This window comes from Priestia sp. FSL W8-0524, from assembly GCF_038005965.1.
GTDB lineage: Bacteria > Bacillota > Bacilli > Bacillales > Bacillaceae_H > Priestia > Priestia zanthoxyli.
This window is the reverse complement of record NZ_JBBOUG010000001.1, coordinates 937438-961428: the sequence shown is the minus strand read 5'-3', so window position 1 is coordinate 961428 and position 23991 is coordinate 937438. Positions and strand designations below refer to the sequence as shown.

Annotated in this window: 24 protein-coding genes and 1 riboswitch; of the genes, 9 read left to right on the top strand and 15 right to left on the bottom strand. The window is 38.3% G+C overall.

What is annotated here, in order from left to right:
• Positions 1 to 11: 11 nt before the first annotated feature.
• Together NST66_RS04740 and NST66_RS04735 are read right to left on the bottom strand one after the other, a co-directional pair.
• Positions 12 to 755 (bottom strand): LytR/AlgR family response regulator transcription factor, encoded by a 744-nt coding sequence (locus NST66_RS04740; protein WP_028414187.1) that lies wholly within the window; start codon positions 753 to 755, stop codon positions 12 to 14.
• A gap of 750 nt (positions 756 to 1505) precedes the next feature.
• Positions 1506 to 3161, bottom strand: a complete 1656-nt coding sequence (locus NST66_RS04735) for an alkaline phosphatase (protein WP_340843165.1) — start codon at positions 3159 to 3161, stop codon at positions 1506 to 1508.
• A 202-nt stretch (positions 3162 to 3363) separates the two neighbouring features.
• On the opposite strand from NST66_RS04735, the gene NST66_RS04730 reads away from it, so the two are divergent.
• Genes NST66_RS04730 through NST66_RS04720 form a run of 3 tightly spaced genes read left to right on the top strand, consistent with a single transcriptional unit; the run spans position 3364 to position 7121 of the window.
• Complete coding sequence (locus tag NST66_RS04730) at positions 3364 to 4884, top strand: spore germination protein (RefSeq protein WP_221832901.1); 1521 nt, start codon at positions 3364 to 3366, stop codon at positions 4882 to 4884.
• A 14-nt stretch (positions 4885 to 4898) separates the two neighbouring features.
• Entirely contained in the window at positions 4899 to 5984 is a 1086-nt protein-coding gene (locus NST66_RS04725; RefSeq protein WP_221832899.1) for a Ger(x)C family spore germination protein, read from the top strand.
• A gap of 12 nt (positions 5985 to 5996) precedes the next feature.
• Entirely contained in the window at positions 5997 to 7121 is a 1125-nt protein-coding gene (locus NST66_RS04720) for a GerAB/ArcD/ProY family transporter (protein WP_340843164.1), read from the top strand.
• A 24-nt stretch (positions 7122 to 7145) separates the two neighbouring features.
• Here NST66_RS04720 and msrA read toward each other — a convergent pair whose 3' ends face one another.
• From msrA to NST66_RS04685, 7 genes are all read right to left on the bottom strand, one after another.
• On the bottom strand, positions 7146 to 8108 hold the full coding sequence (gene msrA, locus NST66_RS04715) for a peptide-methionine (S)-S-oxide reductase MsrA (protein WP_340843163.1): 963 nt from the start codon (positions 8106 to 8108) through the stop codon (positions 7146 to 7148).
• A gap of 153 nt (positions 8109 to 8261) precedes the next feature.
• Complete coding sequence (locus NST66_RS04710; RefSeq protein ID WP_028414193.1) at positions 8262 to 8690, bottom strand: MarR family winged helix-turn-helix transcriptional regulator; 429 nt, start codon at positions 8688 to 8690, stop codon at positions 8262 to 8264.
• Positions 8691 to 8892: 202 nt separating this feature from the next.
• On the bottom strand, positions 8893 to 9393 hold the full coding sequence (locus tag NST66_RS04705) for a MerR family transcriptional regulator (RefSeq protein WP_033578357.1): 501 nt from the start codon (positions 9391 to 9393) through the stop codon (positions 8893 to 8895).
• 286 nt (positions 9394 to 9679) lie between these two features.
• A complete protein-coding gene (locus tag NST66_RS04700) occupies positions 9680 to 10312 on the bottom strand; it encodes an aminoglycoside phosphotransferase family protein (protein WP_340843162.1) in 633 nt (210 codons plus the stop codon).
• A gap of 75 nt (positions 10313 to 10387) precedes the next feature.
• The gene (locus NST66_RS04695) at positions 10388 to 10576 is read right to left on the bottom strand and encodes a hypothetical protein (RefSeq protein WP_080754392.1); all 189 of its coding nucleotides are present in this window, start codon (positions 10574 to 10576) and stop codon (positions 10388 to 10390) included.
• Between the two features lie 114 nt (positions 10577 to 10690).
• The gene (locus NST66_RS04690) at positions 10691 to 11857 is read right to left on the bottom strand and encodes an ABC transporter permease (protein ID WP_257041127.1); all 1167 of its coding nucleotides are present in this window, start codon (positions 11855 to 11857) and stop codon (positions 10691 to 10693) included.
• Between the two features lies 1 nt (position 11858).
• The gene (locus NST66_RS04685; protein WP_340843161.1) at positions 11859 to 12596 is read right to left on the bottom strand and encodes an ABC transporter ATP-binding protein; all 738 of its coding nucleotides are present in this window, start codon (positions 12594 to 12596) and stop codon (positions 11859 to 11861) included.
• A gap of 175 nt (positions 12597 to 12771) precedes the next feature.
• Here NST66_RS04685 and NST66_RS04680 point away from each other — a divergent pair, with 175 nt between their 5' ends.
• The 3 genes from NST66_RS04680 (at position 12772) to NST66_RS04670 (ending at position 15959) form a co-directional block, all read left to right on the top strand.
• The gene (locus tag NST66_RS04680; RefSeq protein WP_176344405.1) at positions 12772 to 13470 is read left to right on the top strand and encodes a LytR/AlgR family response regulator transcription factor; all 699 of its coding nucleotides are present in this window, start codon (positions 12772 to 12774) and stop codon (positions 13468 to 13470) included.
• Positions 13471 to 13487: 17 nt separating this feature from the next.
• On the top strand, positions 13488 to 14438 hold the full coding sequence (locus NST66_RS04675; protein ID WP_098627233.1) for a sensor histidine kinase: 951 nt from the start codon (positions 13488 to 13490) through the stop codon (positions 14436 to 14438).
• Between the two features lie 219 nt (positions 14439 to 14657).
• Positions 14658 to 15959, top strand: coding sequence for an NCS2 family permease (locus NST66_RS04670; RefSeq protein WP_013055916.1), 1302 nt, complete (start codon positions 14658 to 14660; stop codon positions 15957 to 15959).
• A gap of 32 nt (positions 15960 to 15991) precedes the next feature.
• On the opposite strand, the gene NST66_RS04665 is transcribed toward NST66_RS04670, so the two are convergent.
• On the bottom strand, positions 15992 to 16186 hold the full coding sequence (locus NST66_RS04665) for a hypothetical protein (protein WP_033578351.1): 195 nt from the start codon (positions 16184 to 16186) through the stop codon (positions 15992 to 15994).
• 175 nt (positions 16187 to 16361) lie between these two features.
• Here NST66_RS04665 and NST66_RS04660 point away from each other — a divergent pair, with 175 nt between their 5' ends.
• Positions 16362 to 17531 carry an MFS transporter gene (locus NST66_RS04660; RefSeq protein WP_048020291.1) on the top strand — a complete coding sequence of 390 codons (1170 nt, stop codon included), beginning with the start codon at positions 16362 to 16364 and terminating at the stop codon, positions 17529 to 17531.
• Positions 17532 to 17787: 256 nt separating this feature from the next.
• Here the strand turns inward: NST66_RS04660 and NST66_RS04655 are convergent, their stop codons facing one another.
• Positions 17788 to 18234 carry a GNAT family N-acetyltransferase gene (locus NST66_RS04655; protein ID WP_033578349.1) on the bottom strand — a complete coding sequence of 149 codons (447 nt, stop codon included), beginning with the start codon at positions 18232 to 18234 and terminating at the stop codon, positions 17788 to 17790.
• 113 nt (positions 18235 to 18347) lie between these two features.
• Here NST66_RS04655 and NST66_RS04650 point away from each other — a divergent pair, with 113 nt between their 5' ends.
• A complete protein-coding gene (locus NST66_RS04650) occupies positions 18348 to 18695 on the top strand; it encodes a CotG/ExsB N-terminal domain-containing protein (protein WP_340843160.1) in 348 nt (115 codons plus the stop codon).
• 147 nt (positions 18696 to 18842) lie between these two features.
• Complete coding sequence (locus tag NST66_RS04645) at positions 18843 to 19640, top strand: VOC family protein (RefSeq protein WP_049163510.1); 798 nt, start codon at positions 18843 to 18845, stop codon at positions 19638 to 19640.
• A gap of 18 nt (positions 19641 to 19658) precedes the next feature.
• On the opposite strand, the gene NST66_RS04640 is transcribed toward NST66_RS04645, so the two are convergent.
• The 4 genes from NST66_RS04640 to NST66_RS04625 form a co-directional block, all read right to left on the bottom strand.
• The gene (locus tag NST66_RS04640; RefSeq protein WP_155017121.1) at positions 19659 to 21272 is read right to left on the bottom strand and encodes a M20/M25/M40 family metallo-hydrolase; all 1614 of its coding nucleotides are present in this window, start codon (positions 21270 to 21272) and stop codon (positions 19659 to 19661) included.
• A gap of 465 nt (positions 21273 to 21737) precedes the next feature.
• A complete protein-coding gene (locus NST66_RS04635) occupies positions 21738 to 21980 on the bottom strand; it encodes a hypothetical protein (RefSeq protein ID WP_028414204.1) in 243 nt (80 codons plus the stop codon).
• 68 nt (positions 21981 to 22048) lie between these two features.
• A riboswitch (SAM riboswitch) is annotated at positions 22049 to 22150 on the bottom strand.
• A 63-nt stretch (positions 22151 to 22213) separates the two neighbouring features.
• On the bottom strand, positions 22214 to 23368 hold the full coding sequence (locus tag NST66_RS04630; RefSeq protein ID WP_028414205.1) for an amidohydrolase: 1155 nt from the start codon (positions 23366 to 23368) through the stop codon (positions 22214 to 22216).
• A 47-nt stretch (positions 23369 to 23415) separates the two neighbouring features.
• Complete coding sequence (locus NST66_RS04625) at positions 23416 to 23922, bottom strand: GNAT family N-acetyltransferase (protein WP_048020280.1); 507 nt, start codon at positions 23920 to 23922, stop codon at positions 23416 to 23418.
• Positions 23923 to 23991: the final 69 nt, after the last annotated feature.

Here is a 23991-nt window from a genome sequence, read left to right as displayed (position 1 = left end):
AGCAGCATCTCTTAATTTGTCATTAACTGATGCAGCTGTTTTTGAACGTCTTGGATTTTTAATTTTGAGATATGAGCATATTCATCAATTTCTAAGAAATAAACAAGATATGTTTCATTTTTTGGTGTGATGTGCGAAACTTTCTGCAAATTTACGATATAAGACCGATGTGTTTGACTGAATACAGAAGGGTTCAAATACATATAGATATCACTAATATTTTCATATGTCTCATAGACACGTGATTGAGTATAGATTAAGCATTTTTTTCCGGACTTTTCAATAAAAATAATTTGATCAATTGGAATGTAATAAGTAGATCCATTAAATTTTACAGGCAGTCTTTTTAATTGCTCACCTGGCTTTTTTGACTGATTTTTATCAATTCCAATGGAGTTTTTTGCCCGCTCTAGCGCCATATAAAGTCTGGTTTTTTCAATTGGTTTTACAATGTAATCCAGTGCTGACAACTCGAATGCCTTCACAGCAAATTCATCATAACCGGTGATAAAAATGAAGTTTAAATTCGGCTTAATGCGCAGGCACTTTTTTATGGCATCTACACCGTTAATTGTAGGCATATTAATGTCTACGAGCAAAAGGTCTGGACTCTTAGCCATCACTTCCTGTACAAGCTGCTCTCCGTCTTTGCAGATGCCAATCACTTCAAATTCCGGAAGCTGTTCTATAAAATAATCTAAAATTTCAACCGAATCTTCGTTATCATCGGCAATAATTAAGTTGATTTTGTTCATCCTGACTCCCCCTAGGATACAATGTTAAAGTATAGTACGAACTATTGCCCATTCTGTTTTATGCATGTCTACACATCTTTATAGTGTTTTTATGTTGAGATGAATGATCTACACGGACGCTAATCGTTAATGGAACGCACAACGATTGTTCATGGGGAATATTGCAATAATTGTAGGTTTTCTAGAAGAAGAAATAAAACCGTTTATCTATTATCATTTATTTTCCTAACAATGATTTAATACCCTTTTTATAATCTGTAAATCAGCATGCCACAATCTTTATTTAATATTTTTAATAAAGGCGACACGCTATTTTCAATCATTTTGTCTTCTCTTACTATTAAAACATGTTCTACGTTCTTCCACCCATACTTTTATTCATTTTTTACTTTTTATTCAAGGTAATTACTTACATACAACCCTTAATAACCCTGTATTTGTAATTTCACTTGAAGAAATTTATGTATTTTTTATTCATTTTATTATAAAAATTCTAGCATATAACGTTATGAACTTACATATGTATTCCGAACTAGTTCCTTTTAGAACTATGATTATTATACCATTTCATAGTATAAATCACATATATTTAAAGGTGAAGACTTTCCATTCCTTTAAGAGTTCAAAGCTATTTATTTGTAAAATAAATCAATTCATTCCTCTCTAAAGGCTAATACATCTAATTATCCATCTATTATCTGTAAAAAAACAGGCCTAAAGTTATACTTCGGCCTGTTTTACTTTCATTTCTTATTTTGCATTTTTTACAATTTGCTGTGCCTGTTTAGATACAAAGAAGCGACCTTTTTTATCCTGTACCACCACGCTGTCCATCTGCATCTCTTTTCCATTTACAATTGCAATATTTTTATTTACCGGAAAACGTACCGTTCGCTTATTGTTTGTAACAACGAGCACAGGGTTGTTTTTATCTTTTGAGTCCACCGCTACATTTGAGCCTTTAAAAGCTTTATTTGCTTCAATAAATAATTCATTTGTTAACTCGTTTAAGTTAATATTCATTGACTTAGCCATATGTTTAGCAATATCCGTATTATCAAAGTGCCCCGTTGGTCGATTGACGCCGTATGAATACAGAAATACATCCTCACCCGTATGACCGCCCGTTGTGAATCCAAGGTTTGCTCGGTTGGCTAATAGCTTCGATAGTGTAGCACTGATTTCTTTTTTATCTCTTGCTTTAGTCAGCTGCGCTTTTTCCTCTGAAGTTAGATTTGATAAACCGTACAAAGCAGCTACTTCTTCTTTGTTTGATAAATCTTCTTTTAAGTTAGACGTAGCACCTTCTAACGTCATTTTTGCTTTTTTTAATGGATCAATATAAGCAGAAACAGGTGTGGTATCGTATCCTTTTGTTGTATTTGCATTACCGATTGAAAGACCGCTGTTTCCGTGATCGGCAATCGCAATAACCATCGTATTTCCATCTTTTTTAGCGAACTCTACTGCTTTGCCCACTGCTTCATCAAACGCTAATACATCGCTAATCATGCCTATTGGATCATTTGCATGAGCTGCCCAATCCGTTTTGCTTCCTTCAACAAATAAGAAAAAACCGTCTTTATCTTTGGAGAGTGTTGTTATTGCTTTATTTGTCATCTGAGACAGCTTCGGCTGTTCTGCTTTTGTCTGCGGTCGGTCCATATCATACGCTAAGTCTCGGTCGGCGAAGCTCCCCCAGATTTTTTTGGCGCGCGACTGCTCTAATTCCTTTTTATTTTCTACAAAGTCATATCCTCTTTTGTTTAATACATTGACTAAGTTTTCACCGTCTTTTCGGCTTTTTTCCTCTTTTCCTGGCAGAAGAGATTGCTTACCTCCTCCAAGTACTACATCAATGTTTTGATACACTTGCTGCTCCGCTAGCGTTTGAAAATCATCACGGCTGTAGTTGTGGGCTGAAAAACCAGCTGGTGTGGCGTGCTGGATTTCAGAAGTAGCCACAATTCCTGTCGCGCGCCCCGAAAGCTTTGCTCCTTCTAGAACGTTTGCTACGGGACGAAACTGATCTTCTTTTTCTACGGGTTTAACCCCAGGTGTATTCACTACTGAAGGGAGCACACCTACATAACCAGAATTTGATTTATTTCCTGTTGCTAAAGCAGTAGCTGCCGGAGCGGAATCTGTAATAGCAGATTCTGCCGAATACGCACGTACTCCCCCGGCCATCAGCTGATCCATATGTAACGGTTTTCCTTTGTACCATCTTGCAAGTGTAGTAGCATTTGAGCTCGTCCCGTCCATTACCATCATAATGACATTTTGAGGTTTCTTAGCTGACTTATGCTCCACTTTTGCTTCCGTTTGAATAAGAGAGTTTCCTACACCAAACGAGGCCAATGCTACTGCTCCTGCCAGTGTAATACCTGCTAATTTTCTCTTCATATAAATGTACCCGCTCCTTTATTTCATTATCTTCGACATGTCTAAAGTTACCATTCAAACGTAAATCTACTGTTTATCTACTGTAAAAGAGTGTAAAGTTTGTCTTTATATTCTTCCTTTCTTCTTGAGAAAAAATAGTCGAATAAAAAGGAAGTACATGAACAAACTACCAGTAATAGAAAGTCATGCGAGGGGCACGGTTATGTTTAAACATTTATTTAAAAAAAAGAATGCAGACGATCAGCCCAAAAAAACATTGGACGAACTGATTAAACAATTTAAAAAATCAAGTGATTTTACAACATTAGCTATTGGCTCGCAGCATCGAAAATACATCATTACGTATTTTAAGCAACTTGTAAACATGCAAAGTGTTGAAGATAAAATACTTGAGCCTTTTCAAAAACTAGACTTCACGTTAAGCAGTGTATATGAAGTTGAAAACGTTCTGCCGATTGAAGATATTTCTGTTACAAAAGATACAAAAGAAATTTTAGAAAAGATGCTGCGCGGCTATGTGATGTTTCAATTGCATAAAGACGATAAGCTAGTAGCGCTTATTAAAGTTCAAAGCTTTGATACGGGGTTTCGAAAAGAAAATGAAACGGAAAATGAGTTCAGCGTCGTTGGTCCTAAAATTGGTTTTGTAGAGGATTTAGATGTCAATCTCTATTTAATGAGAAAAACGGTCATTTCCGAAAACCTTATTTTTAAAGAACTCACCGTAGGAAATAAATCGAAAACGCGCGTCGTTCTTGTTTATTTAGAAGGCGTAACGAACCCTCAGCACGTGGACACTATGACGCAGCGCCTGGAAGATATAGATTTCGACGTCATTTTTGATAGTACAATGCTTGATCAATTAATTTCCGATAATTCTTCTACGGCGTTTCCGCTTTTTTTAACAACAGAGCGGATTGATCGAGTTCTGTTTAGTCTGTTAAACGGGCAAGCTGCCTTCTTTTCGAGCGGTTCACCCTACGCAGTTACGGGACCGTCAACGCTGCTTGACTTCTTTATTTCACCTGAGGACTACTATTTACCGTGGGTTCTAGGGTCATTTTTCCGAGTTATTCGTATTTTAGGCGTCTTTTTCTCTATTTTTGCTACACCTCTTTATGTAGCCATTGTTACGTATCATTATGAGATGCTTCCAAAAGATTTGCTCGGACCTATTATCTTTTCAAGGACCAACGTTCCTTTTCCACCGGTCATTGAAGTACTTTTTTTAGAAATCACCATTGAACTGCTTCGAGAGGCCGGAGCCAGGCTTCCAACAAAAGTAGGTCAAACACTGGGAATCGTAGGCGGGATTGTTATTGGGCAAGCAACAGTCGAAGCGGCGTTAACAAGCAATATTTTGCTTATTATTGTTTCACTGACAGCTTTAGCTTCTTTTACAACGCCTATTTTTAAAATGTCTAATACCATCCGGTTATTACGTTTTCCGTTTATTTTGTTTGCCACTGCGTTCGGTTTAGTCGGCATCACCTTTGGTTTTTGTTTTTTACTGGTTCATTTGCTTCGTTTAAAATCTTTGGGCATGCCTTATCTTGTTCCGCTTTTTCCGTTTCGTCCAACAGAGTATAGGGATACCTTTCTGCGATTGCCCTATAGTCATACAGCAAAGCGTCCAAGCTACTTGCGTCCTTTAGAACGCTTTCGCTATAACCCTAATAAAGCGAATAAGACTAAACGAAAAAGTAATTTAGATAATGAGTAAAGCGGGGAAACGTTATGAAGAGAATACTTATTTTATGCACTTGCCTTACTTTCTTAACGAGCTGTGCAGACCGTGAAACAATTGACGAAATTCAAGTAGTTAACTCCATAGGATATGATTATATTCCTCAAAGCAATAAAGTCAGAGGAACCATTTTATACCCTATCTATAAGTACGGACCAACGGAAGAACCTAGTATTATTGCGGCTACTGCTAATTCATCATTTGATATTCCACTTCGCTTAAACAATAAATCATCTCTTCCAGTTGCTTTTGGGCAGCTACGGAGCATCGTCATGGGAAAAGAATTTGCAACACACGGCGTGGATGAATTAGTAAATACAATTGCTAGAAATCCAGACCTTGGACGTAATATTAAATTAAGCATTGCAGATGGCAACGCACATGAATTATTGAGCTCCGTTACAAAAAAGAAAATTAAAGACTATCAGTTTATTTCTAATTTGATTGAACAAAATATCCGAACAGAAAACTTGCCTAACACCAATTTACAAATTTTTTTATTCAGTTTTTTTAGCGACGACCGCGACCCTTATCTTCCTGTTTTATCCCAAGAAAAGGATGCTATTAAATTAAAGGGGCTGGCGCTTTTTAAAGAACAAAAAGTCGTTACAACCATCGGAATGAAAGAAACATTTTTATTTAAGCTGCTAACGAGCGGAACAAAGCACGGCCGCTACTCAGTAAAAATTAAAGAAAGTGACCGTAAAGGCGAAATTATACTGCAAAACTTGCGCACCAAAACAAAGTATGAAATTAAAGGAAATCATCAGCATCCAAGTATTGTTGCGCACTTAACTGTTGACGGCCTTGTAAAAGAATTTCCTGGATGGATAGATTTAACAGACCCGACTCGTATTAAAATGGTTGAAAAAACGCTTCAAAAAGATATTGAAAAAGACGGGGATGCCTTTATTAAGAAGCTTCAGCGGCACAAAATCGACCCCATTTGTTTTACAGATTATGTTCGAAGTAAAACGCGAGGGTTTAACAGTGGAAAATTCAAAGCGCAATATCCGGATATGAATATTGAAGTAAAAGCTCGCGTTCATCTTATTCAAACCGGTATTAGCAACTAGGAGGAAGAAAAGATGCACAATACAATTAAAGAAGAAAATCAAGTTTCCCCTTCTTTTCTTTTTTTCTTAGTTCACTCTACTCAGATTGGCGTTGGAATACTAGGGTTTCAGCGTTACATTATTAAAGGAGCTGGATATGAAGCGTGGATATCTATCTTCCTTGCTGCAGTCAGCGTCTGTATTTTATTAGCGATGATTTTTAATATCTTAACTCGTGAAAACAGCGATATTGTTGATATTCACCGGTTATATTTCGGTAAATACCTTGGAGGAGCTTTAACTCTTGCGGCATCGGCTTATTATTTTATTTTTGCGTTAACCATTTACCGAACGTACGTAGAAATTTTACAAATATGGATGTTTCCACAGCTGGAAACATGGATTGTATCCCTTGTTTACTTACCTATTATTTACTATACAGTTTCCGGTGGGTTTCGTGTGATTACTGGAATTGCTTTTTTTGGGGTTATGCTTCCCTTACCGCTCGCACTTGCATTGATTTACCCGCTGAAATACGGGCACCTTAATAATTTATTTCCTTTATTTGACCACACGATATGGGAATTTTTAATTTCAACTAAAATGATGACTTTTGAGAATTTGGGATTTGAATCCGTGCTTTTTTTCTATCCTTTTATAAAAAATGGCGCTACTAGTCAGAAGTGGGGGCAACTTGGCATTTTGTTCAGCACTTTTTTATATTTTTGCACAGCATTAGTGTCATTTGCTTACTTTAGTCAAGGACAGTTAGCTCATACCATATGGCCAACTTTAACGATGGCCAAAATTATTGAAATTCCATTTTTACAGCGTTTTGAATATATTTTAATTGCTCTGTGGCTCTTAGTTGTTCTGCCTACTATTGCTGTTAGCTTGTGGTGTACAATTCGCGGATTTAGTAAAACATTTAATAAACCGCCTACTATTTTTCTCATATTAGCCTTAATTGCGCTCCTTGGCTTTTCTATTTTCTTTGATGACCGAGAAACGATTGATCAACTTAATACACGACTATCTATGACCGGCTTTTACTTTATTTATGGCTATATTCCTTTCCTTTTTCTATATAGCTTCATTCGAGCCAAAGTAAAACAAAAGAAAACACAAAAAGAAGAGCGTGAGCCAACTTTAAGTTGAATCACGCTCTTTTTTCATATTATTTTATTTGTTAAATAAAACAGCGTATTCCCCGTATCCTTCTTTTTCTAAATCTTCTTTCGGAACAAAGCGAAGAGCTGCTGAGTTGATGCAATAACGCAAGCCGCCTGCATCTTGCGGACCATCATCAAATAAATGACCTAAATGAGAGTTAGCCGTTTTGCTTCGTACTTCTGTACGAACCATATTATGACTAACGTCCATGTTTTCTTTTACTTCATCTTTATTAATCGCTTTTGTGAAAGACGGCCATCCGCATCCGGCATCATATTTATCCGTTGAACTAAACAATGGCTCTCCTGATACGATATCTACATAAATACCATCTTTTGTATGATCCCAAAATTCATTGCGAAACGGGGGTTCCGTTGCGTCATTTTGAGTAACTTCATATTGAATAGGCGTTAATGTCGATTTTAGCTGCTCGTCGCGGCCAAAGTCTTTCCAGTTTTCTTTAATAAAACGATCACGTCCAGATCCTCGTCGATACATAGCATAGCGGAATTTATTTTTCTTATAATAACCTTGATGGTATTCTTCCGCTTCATAAAACGGTTTTGCCGGTAGAATTTGTGTGGCAATTGGTTCAGAAAAACGACCGCTTGCTTCTAATTGTTGCTTGGATTCTTCAGCTAGTGCCTTTTGGTGCTCATTGTGATAAAAGATAGCTGTTCGATATGAATCGCCTCGATCCGCAAATTGTCCGCCTGCATCCGTTGGGTCAATTTGAGGCCAGTATAGTTCTAAAAGCTTTTCATATGGAAAAACTTCTGGGTCAAATGTAATTTGGACCGCTTCATAGTGGCCCGTTGTTTCTGAGCATACTTCTTTGTACGTCGGGTTCTCTTTGTGACCGCCTGTATAGCCAGATACAACTTTTATAATGCCTGGCTGTTCATCAAAGGGCTTCACCATACACCAAAAACAGCCTCCAGCAAAAGTTGCTACTTCATATTGTTCTGTCAAAAAGATGACCTCCTTCATGTATTCTTTCTATTATTATACGCTGATTTGATGTTCTCACCAACTAACTTGCTTCTTGTACTCTTTCCGTTTTAAGACAAAAAAATAATCAGTGAAGCTCATCTTCACTGATTATTCTTCCGCATTTAAAGCGCTTTATTTTTGATCACCTTTAATTTTGTGAAACAGTTTATTCATCGTTTCAATTTCTTTATCTGTAAAGTGCTCAAACCGCTCAAGGAAATACGCTCGTTTTTTTTCTTGAATCACATTAAAAATATCTTGCCCTTCTTTGGTCAGTTCAATATCGATAATACGTCGATCATTTTCAGACCGTTTGCGTGCAATGTAGCCTTTTGACAAAAGCAAGTCGGTTACCGCCGTAATGTGGCTTGCTGACACTTGAAGATACTTAGATAAATCAGTTGATCGCTGCCTGCCGGAATCAACCAGCATACGAAGCACCATAAATTCATTTGTTGATAGCTCTGAATTGTATACTTCATTAATTTCTTGGCGAAGCTGTCTGAACACAAAGCGAAACAGCGTCTCCATTTCTTGAACGAGCTCTTCTCTTTTTTTCACTTGTCACTCTCCTTAACGCTATCGCATGATAACGAATATGTATTTACGAAAGTATTTCACTTTCTTAACTTAATTAGTTTTATCAAATTACTAAGCGTTTCGTCAACTATTATTGAGATTTTTTTCCACAAGTCTGTACGAATTGATGTATTTTTCGTAAAATTCCATAAAAAAAGCGATTTACCGTTATGGTAAATCGCTGCTAATAGCTAAAAATACCGGTTAAAAAGCTTCTCCATCTCGGAACAGGCTTTTTACCTTTTAAGCTGTCTTCACTTTTCAACTGACTTTCAAGTTCCGCTACTCGATTTTCTAATTTCGTAATAACTTTATTTAATCGATCGATTTCTGAACGATGCTCTAAAATTTGAAAGGTCACTACTTCTCCCGCTTTTTCTTCTGTACGCTTTTCATTTTCAATCAGTCTTAAAAAAAGCTGATCAAGCTGCTTTTGCATATCTTGTGCACGTTCATCAGATATAACGACTTCCTCTTTTTCTACTACTTTTTCTACCACTTTGACGACGGCTTGACGATTGCGGTTTTTTTGAAAGTCTCTAAGTGCTTCAATATTTTCTTCTGTAAACTCACAGTGTCCCGATTCATTTCTCTCTAGCTCGATATCCGCCATTTTAACCCATTTTAATACCGTACTTGGATGTATTCCCAGCGACTTTGCCACATCCACCGTTTTCATCGTCATGTTCCATCCCTCCATTTTTTCATTTACTAGCCATTTCGAGAGAAATCTTTAAATCCCTTCATACGTGACAAAACTAGTATGAATTCGTCAAAGAAAGTGGACGTTCAACAAATGAAGAAAATGATGTCATTATTCCCTAGAAAAACTCGTATAAACCTTCTGCAAAATAACAAAATTCGCTCTGTGAAATCCCCTTGCCGTATCCCTTAAAAAAAGACGCGCGCTCTTTACCTGTAAAGATTCCGTCTTCAAAACGAACAGCCAGCGCCATATCATAACGAGCGTCTCATAAAGTTCCTCCGCTCCAGTCAATAACAGCTGTTATCTGACCGTCGTGTACAAGTACATTATCAATCGTGTAGTCTCCGTGAATAAGTACCTCTTGTTTGCATATCATGTTTTGCTTCTGCAGTTGTTTTAGCAGCCGTTGATTTCCGTCTACCTCATAGTGAGTTAAATTGTACTCTGCCTCTTGCAGCATTCGGTGGATCCACGGCTGCTTACTCACTAATCGTTCTGGACACTCAGCATTGTGAATACGAGCAAGAAGACGCCCCATTTCATAGACAACGTGCTCACGCTTTTTTTCATTATCTTCCTTCTCTAAATACTCTCTTACCGTCTTTCCTTCAAGAAATTCTAGCAGCATCCAGCTCTCTTCTGCTGTTTGAACGAATTTGTAAGCGATCGGGCTTTGACATTCTTCCAGAGCGCGTATATTTTTTAATACATAATATTCCTTATATAACCATTTTCTGTACTTTTCCCTTTTTGCCCGTTTTAAAACATATCTCCCTTTAGCGGTATGAAGAATACCGACATCCGATGTACACCCTTGCTTCGGAAACGTCACTTTTTCGATTTGCTTTACATACTCTTTTATCGAATGAGGAATTTCTTCTACTATAATAGGATGCAATTGTTCCACTCCCCTTTCTTTCTACATTCTCTTTTTGTTGCTCTTTCCCTACAAAAAAGTTGAGACATAACGAAATCACTTCAATTTAATACAAACAAATGGAGTAAGTGAGCTATTATGAAGCGCTTGTGACACCGCTGTTGATTTCCGTGCAAGACTTCGCTTTCCGCGGGCGGCGGGTGAGCCTCCTCGTCGCTTCCGCTCCTGCTCGGTCTCACCTATTCCGCTTTCCCCGCAGCAGTCTCCGTCTTTCCCTCCAATCAACAGCTAAAAGCAACTAACTGCATACTTGAAACCTACGTTCACTATTCCAGTAAAAAAATCCGAACGATTACTCGTTCGGACCTTCCTTCAACTAAACTACTTTTGCCCAGTCTCTTACCCTTTACCAAGCACCCAGCGGCTTTTCGTAAACATCGTATAACCAATCGTAAATAAAACAACCGTACAAACCGACAAGCTTCCTATTGTATAGACGAGACTCTGCATGTCGTAGACACCGTAGAGAAGCTGTTTCATAAGTGCAAATACGTTATAAATAGGAATTAAAAATCCGCTTGGTTGCAGTTCGTGTACGGATTTTCCCATCAGTAAAAAGTATGGAAGTATCGCTACCATCATAATTTGAGATGTATAGCTCTGCGCTTCTTTAACCGAATTTGCTAAAAGGCTAAGGATACATAATACTATGGCTCCTAGCAGCGCTAGCAGGGTAAGGGTGACTAAAAACGAGAAGATAAAGGTTGTAACATGACCCTTAAGCTGCAGTGCATCATTTAATATAGTTGTTAAATAACGTACAGAGAAAACAAATGCCAATGTAGACAAAAGGCCGCTTACGATACCGAATGTAGAGATCGTAAGCCATTTTCCAACCAGTAATTGCGTTCGTTTGACAGGAGCCATCAATAGAGCTTCCATCGTCTTCCGTTCTTTTTCACCTGCAAAAATATCATTGGCAGAAGGAAGAATGCCACCTAAAACGCCCATAATGATAATCATTGGCGCAAACATCGCAATCATTGTTAAAGAGCCGTCATCTTCTTTAGACACTCCTTTTTCAACCACATTAAACGGAGCTATCGTTTGACTATTCACATTTAGTTGGTCTAAGCGTTCGCTAACTATAGCTTCTCGATGTTTATTCAGTATATTTTGTATATACTCTGCGGTAGCACCTGAGTTCATGCTCGCTGAATCCGTATAAACAGTGACTTCTGGCGATTTCATCTTACGCACTTCTGAAGAAAAATCGTCTGGTAGCTTTAACGCCGCTAACGCTTTCCCTTGTTCTACAGCACTGAGTGGATTTCTGCTTTCAATTACTTTAATATTGTCATCGTTTTTTAACCAGTCGATCACACTGGCATCAGAATCTTTTGTAACAGCTACAGACATGGAATCTGTTTGATCACTAGCCATCATTTTGTCTGCAAAAAAGATAATCCCTACATTTAACAAAATAGGAATCAACACGCTAAAGATAATCGTTTTGCGATCTCGCAAACAATCAATCAACTCTTTTTTATAAATATGCCAAATCATATTAAGCCCCCCTCACGATACGCGACATAAAGATGTAGTTTAAGTCTGTACTTTCTTCTTCTTTATACAGCTGTTCATTTGTTCCTCGATAAATCATTTTTCCTTTATGAATCATGATGATAGACTGACACAGCATCTCCACTTCTTCCATAATGTGACTGGAAAAAACAATCGTTTTTCCTTCTCTTTGCAGACTTTTAATAAGCTCGCGAAACATGTTTGCTGATGTAATGTCTAATCCTGTAGTCGGTTCATCAAATAGGATAACGTCTGGGTTATGAAGAATAGTGCGTGCAATGGCTACTTTTTGACGCATTCCTTTTGAAAAGCCTCCGACGCGGCGATCCAAGTAGTCTTTCATTCCAAAACGTTTGGCCAGTTCCTCAATCCTTATCTTTGTTTCATGTTTGCTCATTCCATAAAACTTAGCAAAATAAGCTAAGTTTTCACGCGCTGTCAAACGGTCGTATAAACCTGTTTCACCGCCAAAAAGCACGCCGATTTTTTGCTTTATTTTATCGGGCTGTTTATGAATGTTAATTCCGTGAATGAACATATGGCCTTCCGATGGTTCAAGTACAGTCGACAGCATACGTAAAAGAGTTGTTTTCCCCGCTCCATTTTCCCCTAATAGTCCTACAATTTCTCCTTGTGCGATGGTTACATGAATATCTTGAACAGCTGCAATTGTTTGCTTTTTCTCTTTAAAATATTTCGTAACACCTTTGATTTCAATCATATCCGCTCTCCCCTTTTACTGTGATTGACTATATCTTAGCTTATTTTTTATACAGCATCTTCCATCTTGTCATAAAGAGGGTTTTTTATGTCGCGAAACGTCCTTTCCATCTTGTAAATCATGGTAAAATAGTGTGGTAATATCCAATAGAATGAAACAAAGAGGGTTTTTATTTATGAAGGTAGGATTAGTGGATGATCATTCATATGATTTAGAAAAATTGAGGATTTCTTTAGAAAGAGAAGATGATATAGACATACTTTTTTCGACTAGCAGCGCGGAGGAAGCTTATAACGAAATTAAAAAAAATGAAATTGATTTATTAATTACAGATATTGAAATGCCAAAGCTATCAGGTTATGAGCTTGCAGACTTTATCAATGCTTACGCGCTTGATATTCAAGTCATCTTTGTCACTGGGCACAGCGGCTTTGCCGTTCATGCATTTGAACTCAACGTTTTAGACTACATTATGAAGCCTTATTCTAAAGAGCGTCTGTTAAAAGGCATTCAGCGTTTTCATCAAAAAAAACAATCAACTCATACAAGAGATAAGCTTATTTTAAAACAAAAAACCGAAATGCAAGTGCTGAACAAACAAGATATTATATTTGCAGAGCGAACGGGTCGCTCTACCACCATCATAACGACAAATGGAGAATTTAGTACCTATCAATCATTAAACGAAATTGAAAAAGAATTAACAGCGAGTCATTTTCTAAGGTCGCATCGAGCTTTTATTATCAACATTTCCTATATTCAAAATTTCTCCCTGTATACTAAGCACTCCTACTCCGTGATGTTTCAAAGCACCGAAAAAACAGCTTTAATCACGAAAACAAATTTAGACATCTTGCAAAAAGAGTACTTTTAAAGGAGGCACTATTTAAAATGAAACTATTTTACACACTAGTTTTACTAACTGTTTTCGTGCTCCTCTTTTTTAAAGACCTGCCTGTTAGTTTACATCTCCTACTTAGTTCTTTTATAATTGGTTCATTTTTTATATGGAGAAAGAAATATCAAACGGCTCCTTCACTAACGATAAAAAAAGCAATCGTGCTGACGTCTTTTTTCCTGCTTTTATTTAGCCTATCTTCACCTCTTAGTATTGGCCTAACCGTTATCGCAATGATTGGTTACATGACCGACATGTTTTCGTCTTATCAACAATACATATTCGTAACCAACCGGGAAAGCAGTGCTTCACGTGAAATTCAAAAAAACAATGAGCTTTTTCAAGCGTTAAGAGCTGAAAGACATGATTTTATTAAACATGTCAGCGCCGTATCCTATCTTCTAGAAACAAACCAAAGACAGCAGGCACAAGAGTATATTCAAGATTACGTTGAAGCTTTGAATGATACCCATTCATATATTCAAGGTGAACATTCGCACGTTGCTTCTGTTGTACATCAAAGCAAGAATCAAGCACATACGTGGGGAATACATATGAATGTTCAATTAGATTCACCGTTATCACAGCTGCCTTTAAAGCACCTTGACCAAATGAATCTCATCATGAATTTACTGCATAATGCTTTAGAAGCCGCTCATTCTTCTGAGAAAAAAGAGATAACCGTTTCGAGTATGATTCGAAGTGGCATTTACATTTTAGAAGTCAGCAATTCTACCGCTCCTTTATCACGAGAGCGTCAAGATCACTTGTTTACTTCTTTTCATGTGACAGAAAAGAAAGAACGCCACGAAGGCCTTGGCACGTGGATCATTTCTGAACTTGTTTCCAACTACCACGGACGCTTGGAATATACCTATCACGATTTAACTCTTTCCATTAAAATAAAATTTCCGATAGTCGTTTCCTCAAAACAAGCAACATAGCCGCTATAGCCTAAGCGGCTTTTTTTCGTATGAGCCTCTTCTATACGCGCACACTATAAAAAGCACCGAAAAAAAGAAATATTTCACACTTATTTTAGCTCTTTTATCGTCACTTTTTTAGTTTTTGATTTTTTATATGCATATCTATTGCATTTCAAGTAAAAAACGAATATTATATATCATGTTGCTTTTAATGTTCGTTATTTTTGGAGGTTACTTATGTTTAAGTTAAAAGAATATAACACGGATGCTAAAACGGAGATTTTAGCTGGTATTACAACGTTTTTAACCATGATTTATATCGTCATTGTGAACCCAGTTATTTTGTCCAGCGCCGGCGTTCCTTTTGATCAAGTATTTACAGCTACTATTATTTCAGCAGTCGTAGCTACGCTATGGATGGCTCTTGCAGCTAACTATCCAATCGCTATTGCTCCCGGTATGGGAATGAATGCATACTTTGCTGCTTTAGTTGTTGGTTCAAATGGAAGTATCGACTATGCTACTGCTTTTTCAGCTGTATTCGTAGCGGGTATTATCTTTATCATCCTATCGTTAACATCGTTTCGTGAAAAATTAATTGAAGCTATTCCAAACAATTTAAAGCACGCGATCAGTGCTGGTATCGGTTTATTTATTGCTTTTATCGGGCTTCGTTCAGCCGGTATTATTGTTGCAAATAAATCAAATTTAATTGGACTTGGTGATTTGCAGTCTGAGAAAGTAGTTTTAACACTGATTGGACTTGCGATTACAATCATTTTATATACGCTAAATGTAAACGGCGCTTTATTCTTCGGTATGATTATTACCGGATTAATTGCTTTCTTTAGAGGACAGCTTTCATTTGATAAAGGTTTGTTTGCTTCCCCTCACCTTCCAGATGGCTTAATGATTTCAAATCCTTTTGCTGCTTTTGGAGATGTTATTCATCATGATTTGTACACAGTTGTTTTTTCTTTCTTACTTGTGACGATTTTTGATACAACAGGTACAATGGTAGGCGTAGCTCAACAGGCCGGTCTTATGAAAGGTAATAAGATGCCTCGCGTGCGTCAAGCATTGCTTGCTGACTCCTTTGGTACAACGATTGGCGCTTTATTTGGTACAAGCCCAACAACCGCTTACGTTGAATCTTCATCTGGTGTAGCAGCAGGCGGACGTACAGGTCTAACGGGCGTGACGGTAGCCATTCTATTTATCGTGGCAGCATTCTTTAGCCCGGTTGTAAGCTCGGTTTCTGGCGTAGCAGCTATTACTTCACCTGCATTAATTATTGTCGGAAGCTTGATGATGGGTGCTGTAGCTAAAATTAATTGGAATGACTTTGATGAAGCGTTCCCTGCCTTTTTAGTTGTTCTAGCGATGCCTCTTACATCAAGTATTGCAACAGGAATTGCGCTTGGCTTCATTTCTTATCCGTTAATGAAGCTGGTAAAAGGAAAAGGCAAACAAGTTCATCCGCTTGTGTATGTCTTTGCTGTTTTATTTCTCTATCAGCTCATCTTTTTACCGCATTAAAAAAGCTTGGAGATTTCTCTCCAAGCTTTTTTTTATTGAAAGTGATTGTTATTTTCTTTTGTTTGATAAAGGTAATTTTCCACATAGATTTGTTCTGCATCAGAAGCATTCTTTATCCCTTCTTCTGGATTTAGCTCGACACTTCTCTTTTTAGCTATATAATCCACTAGCGCCCCAAATCCTAAAAGACCGCCTATAATCCCAGCAAATACAATCCATATTGGCAATTGCTTCACGTCCCTTTTCTTTTAATTGTATCAGTTTCAGCGCAACAGGTAAATATTAACATGTTTTCTTCACTTATAAATAAAGCGCTTTTTACCAAATATACGTAAAAAACGTCTTTGTATTTGGTATACTAAACTCACGGCATGTTCTACAGAGAAAGGGGCTTAATTGCATATGAACAAACAGCTTGGAACGTTAATGTTTGTTATTTTTATGGTATTTGTCGGCTTTGGCGTGATCATCCCCATCGTACCTGAAGTTATTCGTGCCACGGGTGCAAGCACGGTCAATTTAGGGATACTAATGGCTAGCTATTCGATCGCATCTTTTATTACCGCACCTTTTTGGGGGAAGCTTTCCGATATAAAAGGCCGCCGTCCCATCTTACTTTGGGGCTTACTTGGCTTTAGCGCAAGCTTTTTTCTTTTTTCGGTGGCAGAAAACTCTCTGACTCTGATGTATACGTCACGCATCATCGGAGGTTTGTTTGCAGGAGCTGTTATTCCTTGTGCTTTTGCATACGCTTCTGATAGTACAGATGAAGAAAACCGCACGAAAGCAATGGGACTGTTAGGGATGTCAATTGGCTTAGGCTTTATTTTTGGACCGGCATTAGGCGGTGTCCTTTCGTCTTTCGGCTTGTTTGTTCCCTTCGTTATCTCTGGTATCTTGTCACTGATTATGACAGCGTTCTCATTCTTTACGTTAAAAGAATCGTTACGAAAAGAACCTCCTGCCAAAATACAGACATCCAGATGGCATGACTTCACGTCAGATTTTCAAGGAGCTATGAAGTATTTATATGTTCTTTCATTTTTAGCTACTTTTACGCTCGCTGGTTTAGAAGCTACTTTTCAATTTTTTCAAATAGCGAAAATCAATGCTACTCCCACGACAATCGGATGGATGTTTATGGCGAGCGGTTTAACTCAAGCCCTGATTCAAGGCGGTGTACTGCAGCGATTTAAAAAAGGAAATGAAAAAAAACTGATGGCTATTGGCTTATTGGTTTCAGCAATAGGATTTACGTCTATTTTGTTATCTTCTAGTGCCGTTAATGCTACCTTATTTCTGTGCATATTTACAGCAGGAAATGCCCTTATTCGTCCTTGTGTCCTCTCATTAATTACGATGAGAACCAAAGTAGGATATGGCTCTGCTTCAGGGTTAACTGCCTCAATGGATAGCTTAGGGCGTATTTTTGGCCCTCTGCTTGGTGCATTTGCCTTTAAACTCAATATGACGCTGCCTTTTATTATCGGAGCAGTTGTCACTTTAGCTGCTTTACTGCTGATTCAGCGTCATACAGCTCTAGATTATTCTGAGCAAACACTATCATCATAGAGGCTGAAACAAAAGTATTTTAGCTGAAGGAAGATCCGAACGATGAATCGAGATTCTTGATGGAGAATCCAACGCGTTCGGATTTTTTTATTGCTATGGTAAACGTAAGTTTCATGTATGTAGGTACTTCTAGCTGGTGATTGGAGGGCAAGGCGAAGACTCCTGCGGAAAGCGAAGCCTTGTAGGGAAATCAACAGCCGATTCCTACTAGCTCATGTAGCCAATTTGTTAGTCTTTGGATTAATCTAGCTATGTCTCAATCTCTTTTCATCGTTACTAACACAAGATTATCCGCAGCTGCAGTGTGTTTTATAATTGAAAACCGATGAGCTTCGTATAGCTTAATCGCAGGTGTATTTTTTTCGGCTGTGGAAACCATACACTCACATTCTGAATATCTTTGAAGTACATATGTTAAAAGACGGCTTCCGATTCCTTTTCGAAAGTAACGAGGACGCACAACAAGGCGGCAAATCGTTAATCGCTCATTTTCTTTTTCAAACGACAGCACGCCTGCTAGCTTACCTTCAATTATTTCTCCGATAAACACTTCCTTGCTTTTCATAACATCTTCTTTGCTTTCTGTAAGCTGAGGAATATCTGAAAAGCTAATGAGCCTTGCTTCTTCTTGATAAGCTTCTACTTGCACAGCTACTATTTGAAGAGCGATATCCACTCTTTGATGTTCGAGGATTTGAAGCATGAAAACCACTCCATTTCTTTCACAAATTTAGACAAATTCCATGTTTTCACTATATCCAAACACCTTCCTTGTACATATTGTATTATGTACCGAATTAGCCAGGAGGTGTTTATATGCATATCACTGCTGAAAGAATTAGAGAAGCAACAGAAGCACTTGCTTCTACTGAGCTTGAAACATTTATGTACCAAGAGCCAACTGCTCTTCACAGACGTTCTCGTCGTCGTTCTACTCGTCGTTCTACTCGCCGTTCTACTCGCCGCACTACTCGTCGCACTACTCGTCGCACTACTCGCCGCACTACTCGTCGCACTACTCGCCGTTCTACTCGTCGCACTACTCGCCGTTCTACTCGCCGTTCTAGCCGTCGCCGCTGTCGCTGCGGTTCACCTTGCTGCTCATATCCATGGTTTAATAAATCATTTGGCTGCTGCTTTAAAGGGCATGGCTGCCGTCGCTAACTAACTCTAAAGCAAGCCGAGTCTAAAACATACGCGGCTTGCTTTTTTCAAGATTTTTATTTTACATAATCATTCGTTTTACTCTTCTTAAAAAAGAAAACAAAGTATAATAGTGGGAAAGAATCTCTCTTAAAAGGAGGCCTACCCATGCACTTATCTTTTGATCATCTTGTTCATTTTTCACCTGATCCTATTAAAGCTCAGAAAGAACTAAACGAATACGGAATCAATGTTATTAAAGGCGGTACCCATGAAAAATGGGGCACTTTTAACACGTTGGCTTATTTTCACCTGAGCTATATTGAGTGGCTTGGGCTTACAGATATCGCATTAGCTCAAACAGTTACAGATAATGATCTTATTCAGCAGCTTGTTAACGAACATACGCCGTTTGGTCATTTTGGGCGATTTGCCCTTCGTACAGATGATATGGATTTGCTCATAACCGAGCTGAAAGACAAGGGCTACACTGTAAAAGGCCCTGTAGCGGGGTCTCGTCAAACTAATGATGGAGAAAGACTTCAATGGCAAATGTGTTTTATTGAAGATGACCATGATGCCCTCCCTTTTCCTTTCTTTATTGAGTGGGGTGAACCAGAAGAAAAACGCAAGCCAAAGCTAGCTGCTCTTTCTTCCCATCAAGCCGGTCAGCTGCAGCTAAAAAACATTTACTGTGCTGTACATAACCTTGAAGAATCCATCAGCAAATGGACAAAACTGCTGGACGTTCAGGCTGGCGAAAGCTACAAAGACTCTTTACTTGATGCACGTTGTCAAAAACTATATGTCAATAAAGGAAACCTTATTTTTTGCAGCGGAACACAAGGTGTTGTCCACGATACATTAAAAAAAGTTGGAGAGCGTCCATTTTTGGTTGAATTGGATCACGCTCTAACACCGCAACAAATTACCGTACAAGGAGCTTCTTTTAAATTCAACAAATAAACATCCGCGGGCGGATGTTTATTTCTGTGCTTCTTTTATAGCTTGATAAATGAAGTGAGGCAAAATCTCAAAGGAATACTGAACGTCTAATCTTTCGGTCCATTGATGCGCATCTCTTCCCAGCGGTCCAATGTTCAGCACCGGCATCTTCAGCTCCTCTAGCTCTTCTAGCGGGATATGATATCCTTTATTCCATAGAGGCATATTGGCTACTAACGTGTTAAATGTATGAAGCGGGTGCTGCAGGCTGGCATAGCTTAAATCCGAAATTCCGCCAAAATAACTTTGTTCAACTAGCTCCACTTGGAATTGCTCTTTGGCAGTTGCCTGTACGTTTGACAAAATCTTTTGTACAAAGAGATCATCATGTGAACAAACGGCCGGGTAAAAAGGCGGCGTAAAAAATAAGACTATCATCGGAGCTGCTTCTTTACATAAACCAGCTAAAGAGTTTACTAATTTAATGGTTTTATTTCTGTCATCATCTTCTTGTGCCAAAAGTGCCGCTTCCATTTCTTGCACATATTTTTCACCATGCTGTTTGACTGCATGAGTATAAAGTTCTTCATACGTCCATACGTTCACGTCAAGGGATGAACCCTCCATTCCCACAGCGTACTGCCGAGCAGCTTTATTATAATGTTTTTTTACATTCAAAGCCGCTTTGTCAGCCGATTTCAACAGCAGATCTGTTACTTCTTTAAGAGAGCGGTTTAACATAAATAAATTAAATAATACAACGGCAGAGTGCGGAACTTGAACGGAATACTCTTCTTTTAAATCTTTTTGTATCAGCACAGTAGGAGGTGGACTCGTTTCATCTCTTACTTTTTCGCAAAAATCAACGTTTAGTTCTATTTCTGTTGTTAAATAAGAAGCTAGTAAATTAGCATTCAAACCAGCTAGCGGTTCCCCTACATGAGTTTCTTTTCCATAACACAAAAAGCTTGGCATGATCTTGCCAATCGATCCTGAGTACACATAGTTCGTTTGATCACCAGGATAGCGGCTGAACACTGGTTCTGCATTTAGCATGAGAGAAAAATCCAGCTGATGTTTGCACGCAAGTTCTAAAAGAACAGGCACTGCTTTTCTCATTCCGAGCGAATTTACTTCTTCATCCGGTACCGACAGAAGCAGGATGTTTCCGTCAAACTCTCCGTTGCATGCTCGTTCAATCATACTGATATGCAGAGCAATACCTGCTTTCATGTCCATCGTTCCTCGGCCAAAAAGCCAGTCTCCTTTTATCATATCTTTTTGTACGTGCGCCGGAACTTGTTCCATATCATTATAAAAAGTACTCGTTAACGTATCAGCGTGAAAAGCATCCTTTTTCCACTGTCCATAATCTTGTACATCCACTACGTCGTAATGACTGACTAATACAACTGTTTTATTCGTATTTTTCCCTTCAACAAAAGCTGTGACAATCGATCGCCCGTCTCCTGTTGAATGAAGCTCAACTTGCTCGTTTTTTTGAAAGTAAGGCAGCTTCAATAAATACGCCGCTATCGATTCAGCCATTTCCACTTCTGCCATCGTTCCTGTCACGCTAGGTATAGAAACCAATTCGCTTACAAGCTTCTTTAACTGTTCTTTTGTTTGATACAAAGATGTTTTGTTCGACATACCCTTCATCTCTTTCCTTTTTCTAAATTTTCCATCAAACAAAACGATTCGTCAATCCCTTTGACAGAGACCCTTTCATTCTATCCCTATGTATCATAGTATGCGCTTCCTTGACGCACATGATAAAAAAAGAGTGCGCGGCTAGGGCTAGCACCGCACACTCTTTTTTTACTTTTCGTCATCTTCTAAAAAGTCTAGGATACGATCAATAAGCTGTTCGCTTCCTGCATCGTTTCCATGTTCAAGAGACATTTCCATTTCAATGCTCCTTTCATAAAATATTCTTGTTTTATAACATACCACAATTCATTTCGAATGTAACCTTTAATTTGTGTAAAAATTTCGACAATTTATGATTAATTTTAAAACCTAGTGAGTAATGATTATACCCACCAGATTCTTCAATTGTCAAAAAACATGCTTTCTATTTAAAAACACTTTAAAAATAGAGGCGCGAGCAGACTTCTATAAAAGACAGCCTACTCGCTCAAGCTTGGAACAGCATGATGAATAAATTTCTAGTTCATTTGCTTTTTGTACATCTTTAATATCTATGCCTACAGCATATGTACGAACATGGTTTTCGACCACAATTTCATAAAATGTTTCTAATTCACGATAAGCTACTTGATAATGCTTTCCTAATAATTTTACGGCTTCCTTTAATGCTTTCTCTCCTGTATGTGCTGCAACTGCTGTATGACTCATAAAACCCTCTCCTTTTAGAAAAATAAAAAAAACTCATTTTGCTTTGATGCAAAATGAGTTTTTCACCCGTTTTATCACCCAAAGCACATGCTTTGCTGGTAGGAGCACCTTACATTCGTAGGTTGCTGTGGAGTCAAAGAGCCAGATCTCTCGTCCACTCGTGATAACTTTTTTAATTTAAAATTTATTTTATCAAACAATTCCATCCGCGTAAATAGAAAAATAAAAATATTTTAATTTTTTTGGTAATGGAATGAATTCAAAAAGTCAAAGCTTAGATTAGCAAAATAAGAAGCTGCTACAAGTAATGCCTCTTCATTTAATGAAAAAGAAGGATGGTGCCATTCATATTCTCCAGCCGTACCCATCCATACAAAAAATCCTGGTACACGCTGCTGATATACGGCAAAATCTTCTCCTCCAGGCGATTGTTCAGCTTCTACGACTTGATAACTAAGATTCTCTGCAGCGTTAATAACCAATTTTTCCAGCGTATCATCATTGTTTACTACAGGAAGATACGGATACCATTTAACGTCTACTGAAGCCCCGAAAGCTGCTCCAATCCCTTCAGCAGTTCGTTTCATAAGAGCCGGTATTTTTTCTCTCGCTTCTTCTTGAAAGGTACGCACCGTTCCTTCAAGCGTTACTTTGTCAGGAATGACGTTCCACGAGCTCCCTCCGTGGATTTGAGTTATGCTGACAACAACATTTTGAAATGGGCTGAGATTACGGCTGACAATGGTTTGTAAACTAGTAACAATTTGACCAGCAGCAGCAATCGGATCTACTGTTTTTTCTGGAATACCTGCGTGACCGCCTACTCCTTTGACGTCAATTTCAAAACGATCAACGCTTGCCATTAAAGGTCCCGATTTGACACCAATGGTTCCTACAGGAAGATTCGGTTTGTTATGCATTCCAAATATCGCTTCTACTCCTTCGAGCACACCTTTTTCAACGAGCATTTTTGCCCCAGAAGCCGTTTCTTCGGCCGGTTGAAAGATAAATCGAACCGTACCGCAAAGCTCCTGCTGACGCTCTTTGAGAAGAATGGCTGCTCCGATTATAGAAGCCGTATGAAAATCATGTCCGCATGCGTGCATAACACCGTTCACTTCAGAAGCAAATGGCAGATTGGTTTTTTCTTCAATTGGCAGCGCATCAATATCAGCTCGAATAGCGATAGTAGGTCCCGGCTTTCCTCCCACAATTTCCGCTACTGCTCCCACGTCTAAATGGAATGCATCCGCTATAGAAATATCGTAGTGCTTTAACCACTTTTTAATACGTTTAGTTGTTTCATATTCTTTCATTGAAAGCTCTGGAAACCGGTGCAGCTCACGGCGTATGTCTATTAGCGTATTTAGTAGTAATTGATCTGTCATATTTATCACTCTTTCACATTTCTTAATTTAGACCACTTCTCTATCTTTTACGACAAAGAGTGTACCTCATTGAATTTTTTATAAAGAAATACGGTCGTATAGCCTTGTGCAAGGTGCTTTTCTTTAGCTTGAACATATCCTTTTCGTTCATACATCTCAACTAACCAAGGATGTTCTTTTGCTGTTCCTAAAGACACACCTGGCGATTTAAACGTATTCTTTATTACCTCTTCCTCTACTAGATGCAGCAGCTTAGATCCAACGCCTTTCCTGGCAAGCGACGGGTCCACTGCAAACCACCAAAAATGCGGAACAGCAAACGGACCTGGATGTTCTCCCCAAGGCATTCGTATAGATACAGTGGCAGCGATTCTTTTATCTTCTTCATATACATAGCAAAGGTTTTGAGAAATATTTTTCTTAACGAGGGCAAGATCAGCAGTAGCTGCTAAGAAAGGAATGCCTAGCTCTCGAATAGGCTTATATGCTTGTAGAGTTAAGTTCAATAAGTTATCCGCGTCGTCATTTGTTGCCAAACGGAATTCATTTTTCATCTCTTTGTCTCCTTATATAGTACTTAAATATTTTATTTAACTTATAAGTTTACTAAGAATTAAAAAAAG